This is a genomic window from Klebsiella sp. HMSC16C06 (genome assembly GCF_001808325.1).
Lineage (GTDB): Bacteria > Pseudomonadota > Gammaproteobacteria > Enterobacterales > Enterobacteriaceae > Klebsiella > Klebsiella variicola.
The window spans coordinates 242934-261804 of sequence record NZ_KV792996.1 but is presented as its reverse complement, the minus strand read 5'-3'; the positions used below and the strand labels follow the sequence as shown (position 1 = coordinate 261804).

Below are 18871 nucleotides of genomic sequence, written 5' to 3'. Positions count from 1 at the left end.
AGCCCGGATAAGGCGCTACGCGCCGCTATCCGGGAAAAGCTCAGTGGCTTTTGCGGATCAGATAGCGGTACGGCAGGGCTTCGGTTTCCTGGGCCACCAGCTCATGCTCCATAAAGCGGCAGAATCCCGGGATATCGCGGGTGGTGGCCGGATCGTCAGCAATAATCAGCAGCGTCTCGCCGACCGGCATCGTCCGCACGGTTTTACGCACCATCATGACCGGCTCCGGGCAGCGGAGCCCCAGGGCATCCAGGGTATGGTCAGGAGTGGAGAAAAGTTCGCTCATTTTAGTCTCACGTTAACAAAACGGCCCTAGTTTACCCCCAGTTCGCCAGTACGCAAGCCAGGTTAACGTTTGCGCGAAAAACAACCATTGCATTACGCCGACAACGCAGTATCATGCAGCCGTTTTTTATTGGGTTCCCTCACCCCAACGTTCCGCTGCCGATTGCTCATTCACCTGAAGCATGACGGGCATAAAAAGGTCACAATATGAATCCGTTTACTACCGTACAGCGCAAAAAAGCGCTCGTCTGGCTTTCGCTATTTCATCTGCTGGTCATCACCTCCAGCAACTATCTGGTTCAGCTGCCGATCTCCATTTTTGGTTTCCATACCACCTGGGGCGCGTTTAGTTTTCCGTTTATCTTTCTCGCCACCGATCTGACGGTACGCATTTTTGGCGCACCGCTGGCGCGACGCATCATTTTCGCGGTGATGGTCCCGGCGCTGGTTATCTCTTACGGCATCTCTGCGCTGTTCTACATGGGCGAGTGGCAGGGCTTTGCCGCGCTGGGCACCTTTAATCTCTTCGTCGCGCGCATCGCCATCGCCAGCTTTATGGCCTATGCACTGGGGCAGATCCTCGACGTCCACGTCTTCAACCGCCTGCGGCAGAGTCGCCACTGGTGGCTGGCCCCCACCGCCTCGACGCTGTTCGGCAACATCAGCGATACCGTCGCGTTCTTCTTTATCGCTTTCTGGCGCAGCCCGGACCCGTTTATGGCCGCCCACTGGGGGGAAATCGCCCTCGTCGACTACAGCTTTAAAGTGCTTATCAGCATTATTTTCTTCCTGCCGATGTACGGCGTGCTGTTAAATATGCTGTTGAAAAGACTGGCGGATAAATCTGATTTGTCGGCATTACAGCCGAGTTAAAGGTACTCGCGGGCCGATGTGTTAAGATAGCCGGATGAGCCATTAGTGGCCGTTTATCGAAAGGAAGATGTCAATGCGCAATTTGGTTAAATATGTCGGTATTGGCCTGCTGGTAATGGGGCTTGCCGCCTGCGATAACAGCGATTCAAAAGCGCCAACCGTTGGCGCAGCAGCGGAGAGCAATGCCAGCGGCCAGGCAATCAGCCTGCTGGATGGCAAACTGAGCTTCACCCTGCCTGCGGGCATGGCCGACCAGAGCGGCAAACTGGGTACCCAGGCGAACAACATGCACGTCTACTCTGACGCTACCGGCCAGAAAGCGGTCATCGTCATCGTCGGCGACAGCACCAATGAAGATCTGGCGGTACTGGCGAAACGACTGGAAGATCAGCAGCGTAGCCGCGACCCGCAGCTGCAGGTGGTGAGCAACAAATCGCTGGAGATGAAAGGCCATACCCTGCAGCAGCTGGACAGCATCATCTCTGCCAAGGGGCAGACCGCCTGGTCTTCAGTGATCCTCGGCAAAGTGGATGACAAACTGCTGACCCTGCAGGTGACCCTGCCGGCGGACAACCAGCAGCAGGCGCAGACCGAAGCAGAAAGCATCATCAACACCCTCACCATCCAGTAATTACTGGCCTGGTGCGATGGCCTCCGGTTCGCTAACCGGGGGCCGTTTTTTTAGCCGCCAGCCCAACAGCAGCGCCGCCATCACCAGCCCAGCCGCGGCGAGATAAATCATCGAGATCCCGGTCCACGCCATCAGCAATCCGGCCAGCGGCCCGGTGACCCCCAACGACAAATCCATAAACACGGTATAGGTCGCCAGCGCCGACCCCTGATTGTGCTGCGGCACCGCTTTGACCGCCACCACCCCCAGCGCCGGGAAGACCAGCGAGAACCCCGCCCCGGTAAGGAAGGTACCGATTTTCGCCAGCAACGGCGTATCGGCAAAGCCGACCAGCAGTAGTCCGATAATCTCCACGCTAAAGCAGAGCATCGCCACGTTCAGTCCACCGAGGCGATTAATGCCGTTAGGAAACAGCAGCCGCGTGCCAACGAACGCGCAGCTGAATAACGTCAGAGCGAAAGCCGCGCCGTCCCAGCCTTTGGCGTCATAAAACAGCGTGATAAAGGTGGCGATCACCCCGAAGCCGGCGGAGGCCAGCGCCAGCGCCATACCGTAGGGCCAGACCCGGCCAAGCACCGCGCGAAACGACATCGCTTTACCTTTGGTAGCCTTCACCGCCGCGCGGGGCAGCGCACAGAGGATCGCCACCAGCGCCACCGCCATAATGACTACCGCCAGGCCGCTGAGGCCAATGTGTGAATAGCACAGCACGCCGAGCGGCGCGCCCATCGCCATCGCCCCGTAGGTCACAATCCCGTTCCACGAGATCACCCGCCCGATATGCAGCGAACCGACCACGCCGACGCCCCACAGCGTCGAGCCTGTGCCGGCGAAGCTCTGGCCGATACCAAGGATCACCCGTCCGAGGCATAACAGCAGCAAGCTAACCAGAGGCCAGCCGCTGCTCCAGGCCGCCAACAGATAGCTCAAACCGCTCAAAAAACAGCCGCAGAGACCGAAGACGACAATCTTTTTAGGCCCCAGCAGGTCGGCATAGCGCCCGGCATGCGGGCGGCTGAGCAGCGTGGCGAAATATTGCAGACTAATCACCAGCCCGGCCCAGAAAGCGCTAAAGCCCATGACATCATGCACATAGCCGGGCAGCACCGCCAGCGGCAGGCCGATGGTGAGATAGCTGGCAAAGTTAAAGATAACGACAGAGACAATCCGCAGATTGAGGCGCAGTCCATTGAGCGCCGGCTCGGCGACGGGTTCGGGCATCAGGTTCCACCAGATTTCGACAATCAGCTTTCACTATTACCACGCTGGCGGCGGAAAAGCAGCCCTCCTTTCGGAATATTGGCAGTCGGCGAACCGCTACACTTATCTGGCGCGACTCATAAAAGGAATACCTATGTCCTCTCCGCAGGCTGATAAAGCCGGGCTCCATATTTTACTTAAGCTGGCAGCGTTAGTGATTATCCTCGCCGGGATCCACGCCGCCGCCGATATTCTGGTGCAGCTGCTGCTGGCGCTGTTTTTCGCTATTGTTCTCAACCCGCTGGTCACCTGGTTCATTCGCCGCGGGGTGCGGCGTCCGTTCGCCATTACCCTGGTGGTGACGGCGATGTTGGTGATGCTCACCGCGCTGCTTGGCGTACTGGCGGCGTCGCTCAATGACTTTGTCGCCATGCTCCCCGATTTCAACCGCGCCCTGACGCGCAAGATCCTCCAGCTCCAGGAGTATCTCCCCTTCCTTAATCTGCATATCAATCCGGAGCGCATGCTGCGGCGCATGGATACAGAACGGCTGATGACCTGGGCCACGACGCTAATGACTCAGCTTTCCGGGGCGATGGCCAGCATCGTGCTGCTGGTGATGACGGTGATCTTTATGCTGTTTGAGGTTCGCCACCTGCCCTACAAACTGCGTTTTGCCCTCAATAACCCGCGCCTGCATATCGCCGGCTTGCACCGGGCGCTGAAAGGCGTCACCCATTATCTGGCGCTGAAGACGCTGATTAGCCTGTGGACCGGGCTGATTGTCTGGCTAGGGCTGCTGGCGATGGGGGTACAGTTCGCCCTGATGTGGGGGGTGCTGGCGTTTCTGCTGAACTATGTGCCGAACATTGGCTCCGCTATCTCCGCTATCCCCCCGATGCTGCAGGCGCTGCTGTTTAGCGGCATTTATGAGTGCCTGTTGGTCGGGGCGCTGTTTCTGGTGGTGCATATGGTGCTGGGCAACATGGTGGAGCCGCGCATGATGGGCCATCGGCTGGGAATGTCGACCCTGGTGGTGTTCCTGTCGTTGCTGGTCTGGGGCTGGCTGCTGGGGCCGGTGGGGATGCTGCTCTCGGTACCGTTAACCAGCGTCTGTAAAATCTGGATGGAGACCACCGTCGGAGGCAGCAAGCTGGCGATCCTGCTCGGCCCGGGCCGTCCCAAAAGCCGGCTCCCCGGCTAGCGGCGTTTGACCGGCCAGAAGATGGTCAACACGCCGGCGACAATGATCGTCACGCCCAGCAGCGATTGCCAGTAGAACGGCTCATGCCAGCCGGGCAACCAGATGGCGGCGGCCCACACGAGGATATAGCTCAGGCTCAGCAGGGCATACGCTTTCGACAGCGGCAGGCGATGCAGGGCAAAGTACCAGCAGACCATCGACAGCAGGTAGCCCAGCAGGCCGAAAAACAGGCCGAAGGTCCCGGGCCGGAAATGCAGCAGATGCTGGAGAAATGCCACAATATCGGTCAGCGGCGGCAAGGCCACCATGGCGCTGCGCAGCAGCAACTGCGCGGCGCTGACGAGGCCGACGCTGAATAATGCCCAGAGAAAGCCCATCAGACGCTGGTCCCCAGAATGACAATGCCCACGACGATCAACCCGACGCCAAGCCAGTGACGGCGAGCGACCGGCTCATGCCAGATGCCCCAGCCCGCGAGGGTAACCCAGACGAAATTCAGGCTCAGCATCGGATAGGCGATGCTGACCGGAATAGACTGCAGCACGCTCAGCCACAGCAGCATGCCGCAGCCCAGGCATAACAGCGCCATCCCCAGCCAGAAGAGTATATGGCGACTCCGCCGTCCGCGACGGGACGGGCGGGTCGCCTGTTTCTGGCAGAGTTGCCCGGCGCAGCTCAGCAGGCTGGCGAACACCAGACAGATCCAGACGCTCATTGCGGCAGATACTGAAGGAAGACCACCCGACCCAGCTCGTAGGCGTTATCTGGCTTCGGTAACGGTAAGTCAACCATACTCTCTCCTTTATCCATCAACAGCACCAGCGAGACCGGCCCCTGCTGACGGTGCGTGGCCAGCCAGTCGGCAAAACCGGCCTGGCTGACAAAGCTTCCCTGAGCATCCGGCCAGTCGAGACCGTACTTCAGCTCACCCTGTTTGTCGAACATAATAATATCGCTGCGCTTCAGCTCCCAGGCCAGGCCGCCGGCGATCCCAACGTTGTTGGTCAGGACGTAACGGCTGGGCTGCAGGGATTCACTGACGATATCCACGAGGAACTGCGGCTGTTTGCTGTCGATAACCCGGTCCGGGATGGCGAAGCCCACCAGCAGCGCCAGGCCGAGCGGACAGAGCGCGGCGAGGCTCCAGCGGCGGCCAGGGTTTTTCATCGCCAGCCAGCCCATCAGCGCCCAGACGGCGAAGGCGATCGCCGCCAGCAGACATTTATACAGCTCAATCTTGGTCCACACCGGCTTGTGCATCACGCCCCAGGGTGAGACCACCAGCACGGCGATCAGCCCCAGCAGGCCAACGCCCAGGTTGATCATCCCGTTGATGCGCAGCGCTTTTGCGCCGGTCTTTGCGGCCTCCAGCGCGTAGCGGGCCATCAGAATCGACAGCGGCGCAAAGCACGGCAGGATATAGGTCGGCAGTTTGCCTTTGGCGATACTGAAGAACAGGAACGGCATCGCCACCCAACCCAGCAGATACAGCGCGCCGCGAGCCTCATCGCGCTCAAGCCAGCCGCGCTTCAGCGCCCCCGGCAGCAGGGCCAGCCACGGCAGGCTGCCGGCGATCAGGAACGGAATGTAGTACCAGAACGGCGCTTTGTGCTGGGCATCTTTTTCGGCAAAACGCTGAATATGCTCGACCCAGAAGAAGTAGCGCCAGAAGTCCGGCTCGCGCTGGGCGATAGCCAGCCCCCAGGGCAGCACCACCAGCGTACAGACGATCACCGCCAGCCAGCCGTAGGTCAGCACTTCACGCCAGCGTTTACGGGCGATCACCCACGGCAGCACGCCCACCACCGGCACCGCCAGCGCCAGGAAGCCCTTGGTCATCACCCCCATACCGCAGGCGACGCCCAGCAGCGCGTAGCCCAGTATTTTGCCGCTGCGGCTCTGCGCCTGCGCCGCGCCCCAGAAGCTGCACATCGCCAGCGCCAGCCACAGGGTGATCATCGGGTCCAGCACCGCATAGGTGCCAATCGCATACACCAGCATCGCGGTAAGGAAAATCACCGGCGACAGGACAGCCACCTTTTTGTCGCGAAAGACGCGCCACGCCAGCCAGGCCACCAGCAGGGCAGTCATGGTGATAGCGAAGACCGACCCAAAGCGTACGCCGAAGTTATTATGGCCAAACAGCCACTGACCGATACTGTTGATCCAGTAACCGGCAATCGGCTTTTCGAAGTAGCGCAATCCGAGAAAATGCGGCACCACCCAGTCACCGGTGGCCAGCATTTCACGGCTGATCTCCGCATAGCGGGTTTCATCGGGTTGCCAGAGCAAACGAAAATTAAGCGGCAGCAGGTAATACAGCGCAAACAGCGCAATCAGAGAGACGCCATAGCGAATGCTTTTCATCAAACACCCGAAGTCAGTAATTGTTCACGTCCGAGCCAGCCTTCCCGGCCAGCCAGTTCACCCCGAACCACTTTGCCAGACGGCAGCTCGCTAAAGTCAGCGGGCAGCAGCTGGCTCAGTGGGCAAAACTGAATTTCCTCTTCCGCCGCCATGGTCAGCAGTTCATTGAACTGATCGGCGTAAGCAATACCTTCCACTTCGGCGTGAATGGTATAGACCGGCACGCCCGGGTCGCGATGGATGCAGTCGAGCAGGTAGCGGTTAAAGCCGGCGATATCGACCGCCGTGCCCACCGCCTCATCCCAGGTCGGCAGCGTGACCGGGATCTGCACCGTACCGAACGTGCCGCTACCGAGCTGGGGCAGGAACGGCCGCGTGCCGCGACAGTCGCTGTTGTAGAGAAAATCGAAGGATTCTTTGGCTTTGACCACCCGCTGATCGGCGCGCCAGCCGGCGACAGCCGAACAGGTGACCGGCCGGCCGATGATGCGTTCCAGTTCGAGCAGGCCGCGCTCAACCTCCAGCGCCAGCCGTTCCTGCGGCCAGACGCCGCTCCACGCCTGCCAGCTGTAGTGATCCCAGGCGTGCAGCCCGACTTCATGAGACTCGGCGGCCGCGCGGATCACCGCTTCGTTCCCCGCGCCGATGCGGCGTCCCGGCCACGCGGTGCCAGCCAGCAGAATATCCCAGCCGTACAGCGAAGCCGCTCTGGAACGCAGCATCTTCCACAGAAACTTCGGTTTTACCAGGCGCCACAGATGGCGCCCCATATTGTCCGGCCCGACGCTGAAGAAGAAGCTTGCCTGGATCCCGTGCTGGCCCAGCAGGTCCAGCAGCCGCGGAACGCCGTCCCGCGTTCCGCGAAAGGTATCGACATCTATGCGTAAGCCGACCTGTTTCATGGATTTTTATCGTCCACCAGTTCAACTGTACGCAGGAAGAAGTCCAGCGTGTGTTCGACCGTTTCTTCCATCTCCACCTTCGGTTCCCAGTTCAGGCAGCGTTTGGCGTTGCGAATGCTCGGCTTACGATGCTCAACGTCCTGGTAGCCCTTCCCGTAGTAATCGCTGCTTTCCACTTCACGGAAGCCGGCAAACGGCGGGAAGCGATCGCGCAGCGGATGGCGTTCGAAGCAGGCGAGCAGCATTTCGGCCAGCTCTTTGATGCTCGCTTCGTTTTCCGGGTTGCCGATGTTGATGATCTGCCCGTCGCAGCGGCCGTCTTTGTTCTCGATGATGCGGAACAGCGCTTCGATACCGTCGCTGATATCGGTGAAGCAGCGCTTCTGCTTGCCGCCCTCGATGAGCTTGATCGGCGACCCTTCCACCAGGTTGAGGATCAGCTGGGTGATGGCGCGGGAACTACCGATACGCGCGGCGTTGAGGTTATCCAGGCGCGGTCCCATCCAGTTGAACGGACGGAACAGGGTGAACTTAAGATCGTACTTATCGCCGTAGGCCCAAATCACGCGATCCAGCAGCTGTTTGGAGACCGAGTAGATCCAACGCTGTTTGTTGATCGGCCCGACCACCAGATTGGAGGTATCTTCGTCGAAGTTTTTGTCGGTGCACATGCCATACACTTCAGAGGTCGACGGGAAGATGATGCGCTTATTGTATTTCACGCAATCGCGGATGATCTTCAGGTTCTCTTCGAAATCCAGCTCGAACACGCGCAGCGGGTTGCGGGTGTATTCGATAGGGGTGGCGATGGCCACCAGCGGCAACACCACGTCGCATTTCTTAATGTGATACTCGATCCACTCGGAGTGAATGCTGATATCGCCTTCCACGAAGTGGAAACGCGGGCTCTCAAGGAAACGGCTGATGGCGTCGGAGCCGATATCCAGGCCGTAAATTTCATAGTTGTCGTCCTGCAGCAGGCGCTCGGTCAAATGGTTACCGATAAAGCCATTGACGCCAAGGATCAGCACGCGGGTGCGACGCTTAATCGCCACCACCGGTTTGCTGCTGATCACCGCCCCGGACACCAGGCCCAGCGCCTGCGCCAGCTGAGCGCCCTGCATGTACACACCGCGTTCGGTCTGGCCGGTGACAATTTCCAGCGCCCCGTCCTGGCACGCCACGATCAGCGGCGCAACGGAGATAACGGTACCCGGTTTGGCTGCCGGCAGATCGTGGCGGACGCGGGATTTCCAGACGATAAACTTGTTCGCGCCAGCGTAGCCGAAGGCGCCCGGCCACGGATCCGAGACGGCACGCACCAGATTGTGCAGGGTCTGCGCCGGCTGCTCCCAGTCGAGGCGGCCATCCTCCGGGGTACGACGCCCCACGTAGGTCGCCTGGCTGTGATCCTGCGGGCGCTCTGCGGTTTTTCCTTCAAGGATCGCCGGCAACGCCTGGCCCAGCAGCTCAGTGGCGGCGGCGCACAGCTTACGATGCAGCGTCAGGGCCGCGTCATCCGGGCCAATCGCCACGGTTTGCTGGGCGACGATATCGCCGGCATCCGCGCGGTTCACCATGCGGTGCAGGGTGACGCCGGTTTCGCTTTCGCCATTGACCAGCACCCAGTTCAGCGGCGCACGGCCACGATATTTCGGCAGCAGCGAACCGTGCAGGTTGAACGCCCCTTTCGGCGCCAGATTGAGGATCTCATCGCCCAGCAGGTTGCGGTAGTAGAAGGAGAACAGCACGTCCGGCTTCATCTCGCGGATACGCTCAATCCACAGCGGATGGTTCACGTCTTCCGGCGCCCACACTGGAATGCCCTGCTCGGCGGCAAGGCGCGCCACGGAGCCAAAGAAATGGTTTTCGCCAGGGTTATCCGGGTGGGTGAAAATAGCAGCGATATCATACCCGGCGTCCAGCAGGGACTGGATACCGGTGCAGCCCATATCGTGATAAGCGAAGACTACGGCTTTCATGAACGATCTTCCTCTTTAGATGCCGTTTCCGGCTGGCGAACAACACGTTGAATAAAGTAGCGGGGACGAGCGCGAACGTCGTTATAGATGCGTCCGATATACTCGCCGAGCAGGCCCATACCGATAAACTGGGCGCCGATGAACATAAACAGCACGGCGAAGAGCATGAACACCCCTTCCGCCGCCCACTGCGGGCCAAAGGCCAGGCGCAGCACCACCAGCAGCAGGCCGAAGGCGAAGCCCAGCAGGGCAATCACGCTGCCGAAAATGCTGAGCAGACGCAGCGGCGTGGTGGTCAGACAGGTCACCAGGTCGTACATCAGGTTGATCAGGCGCATGAAGCTGTATTTGGAGTCGCCGAATTCGCGCTCGGCATGCGTCACCGGGATCTCGACCGCGCGACGGGCGAAGGTATTCGCCAGGATCGGGATAAAGGTGCTGCGCTCGTGGCAGTTGAGCATCGCGTCGATAATATGGCGGCGGTAAGCGCGCAGCATGCAGCCGTAGTCGCCCATCGCTTTGCCGGTGGTGCGCTGGATCAGGCGGTTGATCATCTTCGAGGCGCTTTTGCGGAAGATGCTGTCCTGACGGTTCTGGCGGACGGTGCCCACCACGTCGTAGCCTTCATCAGCCTTCTCTACTAACCGCGGAATTTCCTCCGGTGGGTTTTGCAGATCGGCATCAAGGGTAATAATCAGATCGCCCGTCACATGGCTAAAGCCGGCCATGATCGCCGAGTGCTGGCCGTAGTTACGGTTTAACAGCACGGCGACGACGTGACTGCCTTCCGCCTCGGCGGCTTCGGTCAGCATGCGCGCAGAATCGTCGCTGCTGCCATCGTCGATCAGCAGAATTTCATATTGCCGCCCCAGCGTGGCGCAGGCGGTATCCGTACGACGAAGCAGTTCCGGCAGACTATCCTGTTCGTTATAAACCGGGATAACCACCGAGACCTTCTTCACGGGAGGGTAAGTAAGCATATCAACGTCCTGACAGCTGGCGCAGTGCGGAAATGACGCGAGTGACATCGTCATCGGTCATGTCCGGGAACAACGGGAGAGAACAGATGCGGGCGCTGTTCCATTCGGTATTTGGCAGGGAAACCTCAGGGAAGCGCTCGCGGTAATATTTTTGCGTATGAGCCGCACGGAAATGCAGACCCGTGCCGATACCCATCGCCTTCAGCTTTTCCATCAGCGCGTCGCGGCTGATGCCGCATGCGGCCTCATCGACGCGGATGATAAACAAGTGCCAGGCGTGCTGGTGATCCCATGCCGGGACGGTCAGCGGTTTAAACGGCGTGTCCGCCAGCTCGCGCAGGTAGCGCTGGGCAATCTCCGTCCGGCGCTGATTGGCGTGGCTCAGTTTTTCCAGCTGGACCAGCGCCAGAGCGGCGTTGATATCGGCAAGGTTGTACTTGAAGCCCGGGGTGATCACCTCCGCCTGCGGCGCGCGGCCGTGGGTCTGACGATCATAGGCGTCCACGCCCAGACCATGGAATTTCAGACTGCGGATACGGGAGGCCAGCTCGTCGTCGTCGGTGACAATCAGCCCGCCTTCGGCGCAGGTCATGTTCTTGATCGCGTGGAACGAGAAAATGGCGGTCCCCTGCCAGCCAATGTGGCGGCCTTTATAATGGGTACCCGCCGCATGGGCGGCATCTTCAATCACCGGAATGCCGTGGCGCTCGCCCACCGCGCGAATGGCGTCGATGTCGGCTGGCGCGCCCGCGTAGTGCACGGGAATTATCGCTTTGGTACGCGAAGTGATCGCCGCTTCCACCGCGTCAGGGGTAATCATCAGATTGTCGTTATCGACATCGATCATCACCGGCGTAGCGCCCAGCAGGCAGATCATATTGAGAGTGGAGACCCAGGTCTGGGACGGCGTAATGACTTCATCGCCGGGGCCAATACCCAGCGCCATCAGGGTCACATGCATCCCGCCGGTCGCTGAACTGACGGCAATCGCGTGGCGATTGCCGGTCAGCTGGCAGAATGCCGCTTCGAGTGCCTGATTCTTCGGTCCGGTGGTGATCCAGCCCGACGCTAAAACTTCACGCAGCGCAGCCAGCTCTGCGTCGCCCATCGACGGGCGCGAAAACGGCAAAAAATCGCTCATCATCATCCTGTTCTGTAGTTGACCCACGCACAAATCAGGGTCGTTAGAATAAAATATCCTGCGCCTGCGGACTTAAACGAAATTAAAATGAAGTGAGTTCAGCGCGGCATTCCATTTCAGGGTATTTCGACCACTATTAATGTAGTCGACCTTGCTTAGGATAATATTAAGAAATTAATATTTTCTCAGAATAAGTAATAACTCATTACTAAACAGTATGATAGGAATTTTTTATGGCAGGGGTATGACAGGAAAGCGTTCCTGTTAAGCGGCAAGAAACAGGAACGCAATAGCAAAAAGTAAACGGGAATTAAACCAATACACAATACTTTAATTAGCGATCGTCACGCTTAATGACAAAATGTTAGCGCAGATCACAAAGTTATTTCTGCTGAATTACAAGTTTGCAGGAAAATCCGCAGGTAATTCGCTCGCCGGGCAATTAATGACCTCGTCATTATCGGCGCCACAGTCGCGAATGAAGGTGATAGTGGCGAACTCGTCAATCACTTCCGTTGGATAGGCCGGGCCGGCATCACGGTACGAATTCATCAGCGGAATATGGTCGTTCTGGAAGCAGACGGTTTTTTCCGGGTTATTCATGATCCAGCGCGGGAAGAAAATGGTGCCGTGGAACAGTTTGTCGCCCAGGTTGACGATCAGGCTGACGTCGGTGCCGGTCGGTTCGGTCCAGGAGATTTTGTAGATACTTTCCCCCACCCGCACGATGTATGCTTCCTGATCTTTCACCCAGCGATTGCCGACGATGCCGCTGTGAATACGGTAGTCGAGGGTGTGGCCATTTTTGACGTAAATCTCGTAGTTCCAGCCGTTGTCGTAGGTATAGACCAGATGTTTACCGATAAAGCCGCTGAGGTCATGTTTGTCGAAAGTGCTCATCATTTATTCTCCTCTGTTTTGTTGAGGACAGCATACGTCTTTAAAAAATGAATGAATAACGCTATGTTTGGATTAAATACATCCAAATTTTAGATTTATTATGCACAAGACAACCCTGGAGCAATGGGCGTTACTCGAAAAGGTAGTGGAATTGGGGAGCTTTGCCAGAGCGGCGGAGGAGACCAACCGCAGTCAGTCTTCGGTAAGCTATAATCTCGCGCTGCTGCAGGAGCGCTTAGGCGTGGCGCTACTGGCGCCGTCCGGCCGGCGGGCGGTGCTGACCCCGGCCGGCGAACTGCTGCTGAATCAGGTCAAACCGCTGCTGCAGGCCTTCGCCTACGTCGAGACCCACGCCGCCACCTTACGCAACGGGGCGCGTACCCGCCTGGATCTGGTGGTCGACAGCATTTTCCCGCGCCAGCGGCTGTTCGCGATTTTACGCCAGTTTCAGCAGCGCTATCCCCAGACCCAGGTCAGACTCACCGAAGTGCTGGAAAACGTTGATGACGAGAGCGCGGCGCGGACAGAAGCTGATGTGATGGTGCTGACCCGCCGCCAGGATATTACCGGCCGCGGAGAGTGGCTGATGAATATTGATTTTATCGCCGTCGCCCACCGCGACCACCCTCTCGCCACGCTCGACGGGCCGCTGGAGGACAGCACGCTGGCGCCGTGGCCGCTGGTGCGCATTGCCGATCAGACCGGCGATGGCCAGGCGACGCGTGACGCCTGGACCTTCTCCACCATTGACGCCGCCATTGATGCGGTGATGTATCAGGTCGGGTTCGGCTGGCTGCCGGAAGAGCGCATTCGCCCCCATCTCGACCAAGGCGTGCTGAAGCGGCTGCCCCTCAGCCACGGCGCGCGCCGCGCGACGCCGCTGCACCTGATCGTTAAGCGGGACCTGGCGCCGATCGACGAGCAGGTAGCCACGCTGCTGGGCTTATTCCGGGCGCCCTGAGAAGCGCAGGCGGTTTTTACCGCCCGCGTGTAATGATACGATTTTCTTATACTTTCCGGCGCAATATTGATCCAGGTTACTCCCAAAGTATGATGAATCACTAAAATCGTCATACTTTCCTGTCGCTGAGATCACCGTCTTGTCTACTATCCGCCTCACCCTGCTGGCGCTGGTTGCCTGCGTCCCTTTACTGGCTCAGGCCGCGCCGCACCAGCTCACCACCGCCTGGCCGGTTAACGTCGGCCCGCTGAATCCCCATCTCTATACACCCAACCAGATGTTTGCCCAAAGCATGGTCTATGAACCGCTGGTGAAGTATCAGGCTGACGGCAGCGTACAGCCCTGGCTGGCGACCCGCTGGCGTCACGCCGCCGATGGTAAAACCTGGTGGTTCACCCTGCGCGACGATGTGACCTTCTCCAATGGCGAACCGTTTAACGCCCAGGCCGCGGCGGCCAATTTCCAGGCGGTGCTGGCCAACCGCCAACGCCATGCCTGGCTTGAGCTCGCCAACCAGATCACCGACGTGCGGGCGCTCAGCGCCACTGAGTTGCAGATCACTCTGAAAAGCGCCTACGCGCCCTTACTCCAAGAGCTGGCCCTGCCCCGCCCGTTCCGCTTCATCGCGCCCTCGCAGTTTATCGATGGCGGCACCGCCAGGGGCATTAAAGCCCCGATCGGCACCGGTCCGTGGCGACTGGCGAGCTCGCAGCTCAATCAGCGCGATGTGCTGGTACGCAATGAGCGCTACTGGGGTCGTAAACCGGCACTGCAGCAAATCACCATCAAGGTGATCCCCGACGCCACCAGCCGGGCGGTGGCGTTCGAAACCGGGGAAATCGATATGCTCTACGGTGACGAAGGGCTGCTGCCGCTGGACACCTTCGAACGTTTTCGCCATCACCCCGGCTACGTGGCGCGCCTGTCCGCCCCGGTGGAAACGGTGATGCTGGCGCTGAACGCCAGCCAGGGCCCGACCCGCGAGCAGGCGGTTCGTGAGGCGCTCAACTACGCCGTCGATAAACAGACCCTTGTCGATAGCGTGTTGTATGGCACCCAGCAGGTTGCCGACACCCTGTTTGCCCCCTCGGTCCCCTACGCGCCGCAGGATCTGACGCCGCGCCGTTACGACCCGGCAAAAGCCCGCGCCCTGCTGGAGCAGGCTGGCTGGCAGCAGCCGGATGGCCAGCCCTGGCGACAAAAAGCCGGGCAACCGCTGGCGATTGAGCTGGCGTTTATCGGCACCGACGCGCTGGCTAAATCAATGGCCGAAATTATTCAGGCCAATCTGCGGCAGGTCGGCGTCCAGGTCACCCTGGTGGGTGAGGAGGAGAGCAGCATTTACGCCCGCCAGCGCGAAGGCCGCTTCGGTATGATCTTCAATCGCACCTGGGGCGCGCCCTACGATCCGCATGCCTTTTTAAGCTCGATGCGCGTCCCGTCGCATGCGGATTACCAGGCCCAGCGAGGCCTGCCGGACAAGGCGCTGATTGATAAAGAGATTAGCGAAGTACTGACCACGGGGGACGAGGCGCTGCGGAGAAAACTGTACCACGATGTGCTGACCCGCCTGCATCAGGACGCGGTGTATCTGCCCATCAGCTATGTCTCGCTGATGTCGGTTGCGCACCAGGAGGTCGGGGAGATCCCGTTCGCCCCGGTGACCACCGAGATCCCTTTCGATCAGATTAACCCGGTAACGCCATAATGCTACGCTATATTTTACGCCGCCTGCTGCTGCTGATCCCGCTGCTGCTCGCCGCCTCCGCCATCATCTTTCTGCTGCTGCGGCTCGGCACCGGCGACCCGGCGCTGGATTATTTACGCCTGTCGAACCTGCCGCCCACTGAAGAGATGGTTGCCTCGACCCGCGAGCTGCTGGGGCTCAACCAGCCGCTGGCGATGCAGTATCTGCACTGGCTGTGGCGGGCGCTGCACCTGGATTTCGGTCTCTCCTATGCCACCCAGCGCCCGGTGCTGGATGACCTGCTGCACTTCCTGCCAGCCACCCTGCTGCTCACCGGCGCGGCGCTGGCGCTGATCCTCGTCACCTCTCTGCCGCTGGGCATCTGGGCGGCGCGCCATCGCGATCGCCTGCCGGACTATGTGGTACGGCTGATTGCCTTTCTTGGCGTCTCAATGCCGAACTTCTGGCTGGCCTTTCTGCTGGTGATGCTCTTTTCCGTGCATCTGCAGTGGCTCCCGGCGATGGGGTATGGCGACTGGCAGCACCTGATTTTGCCCGCCGTCTCCATCGCCTTTATGTCGCTGGCGATCAACGCCCGCCTGCTGCGCGCCAGCATGCTGGACGCCGCCAGCCAGCGTCACGTGATATGGGCGCGGCTACGCGGATTGAGCGCGCGCCAGGTGGAGCGCCGACATATCCTGCGCAATGCCACCCTGCCGGTGGTGACCGCCCTGGGCATGCACATTGGCGAGCTGATCGGCGGCACCATGATTATCGAAAATATCTTTGCCTGGCCCGGGGTCGGCCGCTACGCGGTTTCCGCCATTTTCAATCGCGATTACCCGGTGATCCAGTGCTTTACCCTGATGATGGTGACGGTGTTCGTGCTGGCTAATCTGGCGGTGGATGTGCTTAACGCGGCGCTCGACCCGCGCCTGCGCCGCCACGAGGAGGTGAGCGCATGAGATGGCTACAAAGCTTTCGCTGGCCGGTAAAACTGGCCATGCTGGTTATCGCGCTGTTGGCAGTCATCGCCATCGGCAGCGGCTGGTGGCTGCCCTGGGATCCAGCGGCGATTGACCTTCAGCAGCGGCTGCTACCGCCGGGCGCAGCACACTGGCTCGGCACCGATCATCTCGGCCGGGATATTTTCTCACGCCTGCTGGCCGCCACCCGCGTTTCGCTGGGGGCGGTGATGGCTTGTCTGCTGCTGGTGCTGCTGATCGGTCTGGCGGTCGGCGGCAGCGCCGGGCTGCTGGGCGGCCGCGCCGACCGCGGCCTGATGCGCCTCGCCGAACTGTTTATGACCTTTCCGACCTCGATCCTGTCGTTCTTTATGGTGGGGGTGCTGGGTACCGGGTTGACCAACGTGATCCTCGCCATTGCGCTGTCGCACTGGGCCTGGTATGCCAGAATGGTGCGTAACCTGGTGGTTTCCCTGCGCCAGCGCGAATTTATCCTCGCCGCCCGACTGAGCGGCGCCAGCCAGTGGCGGCTGTTCAGCGACCATCTGGCCGGGGCGGTGATCCCCTCGCTGCTGGTGCTCGCCTCGCTGGATATCGGCCATATGATGCTTCACGTGGCCGGCATGTCGTTCCTCGGTCTCGGCGTCAGCGCGCCGACGGCGGAATGGGGGGTAATGATCAACGACGCCCGACAGTATATCTGGACCCAGCCGCTGCAAATGGTCTGGCCGGGGCTGGCGCTGTTCATCAGCGTGATGGCTTTTAACCTGCTGGGCGACGCGCTGCGCGATCGTCTCGATCCCCACCTGATCGCGGAGCATAGCCACTGATGCCGCAGAAGATCCAACTGGAACAGATCTCGCTTGCCGCTGACCGACCGCTGGTCAGCGACGTTTCCTTCACCCTGCGCCGCGGGCAGGTGCTGGCGCTGCTCGGCAGCAGTGGCTGCGGAAAATCGCTGACCTGCGCCGCCGCGCTGGGCATGTTGCCGCCTGGCGTCAGGCAAACCGCCGGCCGGGTGCTGCTCGACGGCATTCCGGTGCACGGCGAACAACTGCGCGGCACGACTATTGCCACCATCATGCAAAACCCACGCAGCGCCTTTAATCCACTGCAGACCATGGCCGCGCACGCCCGGGAAACCTGCCGGGCAGCGGGTCGTGAAACAAATGACGCCGTGCTGCTAGCAGCGATGGAGGAGGTCGGTCTGGACAATCCGCGGGCGCTGCTGAAGCGCTACCCCTTTGAGATGAGCGGCGGCATGCTGCAGCGGATGATGGTCGCTCTCGCCCTGCTCAGCCGCGCGCCCTTTATCATCGCCGACGAGCCGACGACCGATCTCGATGCCATCGCCCAGGCGCGCATTCTCGATCTGCTGGCGGATATCGTCGCCAGGCGCGGTCTGGGGCTGCTGCTGGTGACGCATGATATGGGCGTCGTGGCGCGGCTGGCGCATCACGTGACGGTCATGGAGAACGGTCGCCTCGTTGAACACTGCGATGTGAATACGCTATTTAGCGCCCCGCGGCACCCGCTCAGCCAGCGCCTGCTGGCCGCGCATCTGGCGCTGTACGGCCTGGAGAAAACACCATGAATTTACTCAGCGTCACCGGAGTGAGTCACGATTATCCTCACCACGGCAGGGTCCTGCATGCGATCCATCTCGCCATCGCCCCCGGCGAAACGGTGGCCCTGCTCGGACGCAGCGGCTGTGGGAAAAGCACCCTGGCGCGGATGCTGGTGGGTCTGGAAACGCCGCAGCACGGTGATATTGCCTGGCGCGGCACGCCGCTGACTGCCCTCAAGGGCGAGGCCATCGGCGCCTTCCGCCGTGATATTCAGCTGGTATTTCAGGATGCCTTCAGCGCGGTGAATCCGCGCAAAACGGTGCGCGAGATCGTCAGCGAGCCGCTACGCCATCTGTTACGCTTGTCGCGTGAGGCGCGTTCGCGGCGGGTGGAAGAGATGCTGCTGGCCGTCGACCTCGCGCCGTCGCTGCTCGATAAGCGCCCGGCGCAGCTCAGCGGCGGACAGCTGCAGCGCGTCTGCCTGGCACGCGCCCTGGCGGTACGGCCGCAGCTGTTGATCCTGGATGAAGCGGTTTCAAATCTCGATCTGCTGCTGCAGGCGGAGATTATCGCCCTGCTGAAGCGCCTGCAGGCGCAGTTTGACACCGCCTGCCTGTTTATCACCCACGACCTGCGGCTGGTGGAGCGCTTTTGCCAGCGAGTGCTGGTGATGGAGCACGGGCGCATCGTCGAAACCGCGACGGTCAGCTTACCGCTGCGCCTGCACTCCCCTGCAGGTCAGGCGCTGCAGCGCGCGGTGCTGCCACCTTTTCCTGCCACTCTGCTAAACGAGGCCATGCCATGCAGCGCGTAACCCTGACCCTTGATGATGACCTGCTGGCCGCCCTCGATGCGCTCAGCGCCCGCCGTGGCTACCACAATCGCTCGGAGGCGGTACGCGATATTCTGCGCGACGCCCTCAACCAGGATCCTCCGTCGCCGGAATCACGGCGCGGGTATGCCGTCCTGTCGTACGTGTATGAACATGAGAAACGCGAACTGGCGAGCCGGCTGGTGGCCACCCAGCATCATCATCACGATCTCTCCGTCGCCACGCTGCATGTGCATATCAGTCATGACGACTGCCTGGAGATTGCGGTGCTGAAAGGTGACATGGCCGAGGTACAGCATTTTGCCGACGAGGTGATTGCCCAGCGCGGCGTGCGCCATGGGCATTTGCAGTGTTTAGCGGATGAAAATTAAAACGATGGCGAGCTGCTGCATA

General features: G+C 60.4%; 20 protein-coding genes. 10 read left to right on the top strand and 10 right to left on the bottom strand.

Annotation, left to right across the window (positions count from 1 at the left end; all coding sequences use genetic code 11):
• Nucleotides 1–40: 40 nt before the first annotated feature.
• Nucleotides 41–286 (bottom strand): sulfurtransferase TusA, encoded by a 246-nt coding sequence (gene tusA / locus HMPREF3142_RS11015; RefSeq protein ID WP_002920858.1) that lies wholly within the window; start codon nt 284–286, stop codon nt 41–43.
• Between the two features lie 206 nt (nt 287–492).
• Between tusA and HMPREF3142_RS11010 the strand changes: the two genes are divergently transcribed.
• Together HMPREF3142_RS11010 and HMPREF3142_RS11005 are read left to right on the top strand one after the other, a co-directional pair.
• A complete protein-coding gene (locus HMPREF3142_RS11010; RefSeq protein WP_008806961.1) occupies nt 493–1158 on the top strand; it encodes a 7-cyano-7-deazaguanine/7-aminomethyl-7-deazaguanine transporter in 666 nt (221 codons plus the stop codon).
• 73 nt (nt 1159–1231) lie between these two features.
• Nucleotides 1232–1789, top strand: a complete 558-nt coding sequence (locus HMPREF3142_RS11005) for a DcrB family lipoprotein (protein ID WP_012540380.1) — start codon at nt 1232–1234, stop codon at nt 1787–1789.
• Here the strand turns inward: HMPREF3142_RS11005 and HMPREF3142_RS11000 are convergent, their stop codons facing one another.
• Nucleotides 1790–3010, bottom strand: a complete 1221-nt coding sequence (locus HMPREF3142_RS11000) for an MFS transporter (RefSeq protein ID WP_008806959.1) — start codon at nt 3008–3010, stop codon at nt 1790–1792. It abuts the gene before it with no gap.
• A gap of 133 nt (nt 3011–3143) precedes the next feature.
• Between HMPREF3142_RS11000 and HMPREF3142_RS10995 the strand changes: the two genes are divergently transcribed.
• Nucleotides 3144–4193: an AI-2E family transporter gene (locus HMPREF3142_RS10995; protein WP_070612072.1), complete on the top strand. Its 1050-nt coding sequence runs from the start codon at nt 3144–3146 to the stop codon at nt 4191–4193.
• On the opposite strand, the gene arnF is transcribed toward HMPREF3142_RS10995, so the two are convergent.
• From arnF to HMPREF3142_RS10955, 8 genes are all read right to left on the bottom strand, one after another.
• Nucleotides 4190–4570, bottom strand: coding sequence for a 4-amino-4-deoxy-L-arabinose-phosphoundecaprenol flippase subunit ArnF (gene arnF / locus HMPREF3142_RS10990; protein WP_070612071.1), 381 nt, complete (start codon nt 4568–4570; stop codon nt 4190–4192). The two genes, HMPREF3142_RS10995 and arnF, sit on opposite strands and share 4 nt — an antisense overlap.
• Complete coding sequence (arnE, locus tag HMPREF3142_RS10985) at nt 4570–4908, bottom strand: 4-amino-4-deoxy-L-arabinose-phosphoundecaprenol flippase subunit ArnE (RefSeq protein WP_008806956.1); 339 nt, start codon at nt 4906–4908, stop codon at nt 4570–4572. Before arnE ends, arnF begins: the two co-directional genes overlap by 1 nt.
• The gene (gene arnT / locus HMPREF3142_RS10980) at nt 4905–6560 is read right to left on the bottom strand and encodes a lipid IV(A) 4-amino-4-deoxy-L-arabinosyltransferase (RefSeq protein WP_008806955.1); all 1656 of its coding nucleotides are present in this window, start codon (nt 6558–6560) and stop codon (nt 4905–4907) included. The genes arnE and arnT overlap by 4 nt, the downstream gene beginning before the upstream one ends.
• Nucleotides 6560–7462, bottom strand: a complete 903-nt coding sequence (gene arnD / locus HMPREF3142_RS10975) for a 4-deoxy-4-formamido-L-arabinose-phosphoundecaprenol deformylase (protein WP_008806954.1) — start codon at nt 7460–7462, stop codon at nt 6560–6562. Before arnD ends, arnT begins: the two co-directional genes overlap by 1 nt.
• The gene (gene arnA, locus HMPREF3142_RS10970; RefSeq protein ID WP_008806953.1) at nt 7459–9444 is read right to left on the bottom strand and encodes a bifunctional UDP-4-amino-4-deoxy-L-arabinose formyltransferase/UDP-glucuronic acid oxidase ArnA; all 1986 of its coding nucleotides are present in this window, start codon (nt 9442–9444) and stop codon (nt 7459–7461) included. The genes arnD and arnA overlap by 4 nt, the downstream gene beginning before the upstream one ends.
• A complete protein-coding gene (gene arnC, locus HMPREF3142_RS10965; protein ID WP_070612070.1) occupies nt 9441–10424 on the bottom strand; it encodes an undecaprenyl-phosphate 4-deoxy-4-formamido-L-arabinose transferase in 984 nt (327 codons plus the stop codon). Before arnC ends, arnA begins: the two co-directional genes overlap by 4 nt.
• Nucleotide 10425: 1 nt before the next feature.
• Complete coding sequence (gene arnB, locus HMPREF3142_RS10960) at nt 10426–11565, bottom strand: UDP-4-amino-4-deoxy-L-arabinose aminotransferase (protein WP_012540377.1); 1140 nt, start codon at nt 11563–11565, stop codon at nt 10426–10428.
• Between the two features lie 396 nt (nt 11566–11961).
• The gene (locus tag HMPREF3142_RS10955; protein WP_012540376.1) at nt 11962–12468 is read right to left on the bottom strand and encodes a phenolic acid decarboxylase; all 507 of its coding nucleotides are present in this window, start codon (nt 12466–12468) and stop codon (nt 11962–11964) included.
• Nucleotides 12469–12565: 97 nt separating this feature from the next.
• Here HMPREF3142_RS10955 and HMPREF3142_RS10950 point away from each other — a divergent pair, with 97 nt between their 5' ends.
• From HMPREF3142_RS10950 to nikR, 7 genes are all read left to right on the top strand, one after another.
• The gene (locus tag HMPREF3142_RS10950; protein ID WP_008806950.1) at nt 12566–13426 is read left to right on the top strand and encodes a LysR family transcriptional regulator; all 861 of its coding nucleotides are present in this window, start codon (nt 12566–12568) and stop codon (nt 13424–13426) included.
• A gap of 139 nt (nt 13427–13565) precedes the next feature.
• On the top strand, nt 13566–15134 hold the full coding sequence (gene nikA, locus HMPREF3142_RS10945) for a nickel ABC transporter substrate-binding protein (RefSeq protein WP_016161923.1): 1569 nt from the start codon (nt 13566–13568) through the stop codon (nt 15132–15134).
• Complete coding sequence (gene nikB, locus HMPREF3142_RS10940) at nt 15134–16078, top strand: nickel ABC transporter permease subunit NikB (RefSeq protein ID WP_008806948.1); 945 nt, start codon at nt 15134–15136, stop codon at nt 16076–16078. Before nikA ends, nikB begins: the two co-directional genes overlap by 1 nt.
• Nucleotides 16075–16908, top strand: coding sequence for a nickel ABC transporter permease subunit NikC (gene nikC, locus HMPREF3142_RS10935; RefSeq protein WP_012967107.1), 834 nt, complete (start codon nt 16075–16077; stop codon nt 16906–16908). Before nikB ends, nikC begins: the two co-directional genes overlap by 4 nt.
• Nucleotides 16908–17672 carry a nickel import ATP-binding protein NikD gene (locus HMPREF3142_RS10930; RefSeq protein WP_008806946.1) on the top strand — a complete coding sequence of 255 codons (765 nt, stop codon included), beginning with the start codon at nt 16908–16910 and terminating at the stop codon, nt 17670–17672. The genes nikC and HMPREF3142_RS10930 overlap by 1 nt, the downstream gene beginning before the upstream one ends.
• Nucleotides 17669–18460 (top strand): nickel import ATP-binding protein NikE, encoded by a 792-nt coding sequence (gene nikE / locus HMPREF3142_RS10925; protein ID WP_008806945.1) that lies wholly within the window; start codon nt 17669–17671, stop codon nt 18458–18460. The genes HMPREF3142_RS10930 and nikE overlap by 4 nt, the downstream gene beginning before the upstream one ends.
• A complete protein-coding gene (nikR, locus tag HMPREF3142_RS10920; RefSeq protein ID WP_032733900.1) occupies nt 18448–18849 on the top strand; it encodes a nickel-responsive transcriptional regulator NikR in 402 nt (133 codons plus the stop codon). The genes nikE and nikR overlap by 13 nt, the downstream gene beginning before the upstream one ends.
• Nucleotides 18850–18871 lie beyond the last annotated feature (22 nt).

Bases quoted from the DNA above. Each gene is read 5' to 3' on its own strand.
- HMPREF3142_RS10950 (WP_008806950.1), top strand. From the start codon at position 12,566: ATGCACAAGACAACCCTGGAGCAATGGGCGTTACTCGAAAAGGTAGTG.
- arnD (WP_008806954.1), bottom strand. From the start codon at position 7,462: ATGAAACAGGTCGGCTTACGCATAGATGTCGATACCTTTCGCGGAACG.
- HMPREF3142_RS11005 (WP_012540380.1), top strand. From the start codon at position 1,232: ATGCGCAATTTGGTTAAATATGTCGGTATTGGCCTGCTGGTAATGGGG.
- arnF (WP_070612071.1), bottom strand. From the start codon at position 4,570: ATGGGCTTTCTCTGGGCATTATTCAGCGTCGGCCTCGTCAGCGCCGCG.
- arnT (WP_008806955.1), bottom strand. From the start codon at position 6,560: ATGAAAAGCATTCGCTATGGCGTCTCTCTGATTGCGCTGTTTGCGCTG.
- arnA (WP_008806953.1), bottom strand. From the start codon at position 9,444: ATGAAAGCCGTAGTCTTCGCTTATCACGATATGGGCTGCACCGGTATC.
- HMPREF3142_RS10995 (WP_070612072.1), top strand. From the start codon at position 3,144: ATGTCCTCTCCGCAGGCTGATAAAGCCGGGCTCCATATTTTACTTAAG.
- nikB (WP_008806948.1), top strand. From the start codon at position 15,134: ATGCTACGCTATATTTTACGCCGCCTGCTGCTGCTGATCCCGCTGCTG.
- HMPREF3142_RS11010 (WP_008806961.1), top strand. From the start codon at position 493: ATGAATCCGTTTACTACCGTACAGCGCAAAAAAGCGCTCGTCTGGCTT.
- tusA (WP_002920858.1), bottom strand. From the start codon at position 286: ATGAGCGAACTTTTCTCCACTCCTGACCATACCCTGGATGCCCTGGGG.
- HMPREF3142_RS10955 (WP_012540376.1), bottom strand. From the start codon at position 12,468: ATGATGAGCACTTTCGACAAACATGACCTCAGCGGCTTTATCGGTAAA.
- HMPREF3142_RS10930 (WP_008806946.1), top strand. From the start codon at position 16,908: ATGCCGCAGAAGATCCAACTGGAACAGATCTCGCTTGCCGCTGACCGA.
- nikC (WP_012967107.1), top strand. From the start codon at position 16,075: ATGAGATGGCTACAAAGCTTTCGCTGGCCGGTAAAACTGGCCATGCTG.
- nikR (WP_032733900.1), top strand. From the start codon at position 18,448: ATGCAGCGCGTAACCCTGACCCTTGATGATGACCTGCTGGCCGCCCTC.
- arnC (WP_070612070.1), bottom strand. From the start codon at position 10,424: ATGCTTACTTACCCTCCCGTGAAGAAGGTCTCGGTGGTTATCCCGGTT.
- HMPREF3142_RS11000 (WP_008806959.1), bottom strand. From the start codon at position 3,010: ATGCCCGAACCCGTCGCCGAGCCGGCGCTCAATGGACTGCGCCTCAAT.
- arnB (WP_012540377.1), bottom strand. From the start codon at position 11,565: ATGAGCGATTTTTTGCCGTTTTCGCGCCCGTCGATGGGCGACGCAGAG.
- nikE (WP_008806945.1), top strand. From the start codon at position 17,669: ATGAATTTACTCAGCGTCACCGGAGTGAGTCACGATTATCCTCACCAC.
- arnE (WP_008806956.1), bottom strand. From the start codon at position 4,908: ATGAGCGTCTGGATCTGTCTGGTGTTCGCCAGCCTGCTGAGCTGCGCC.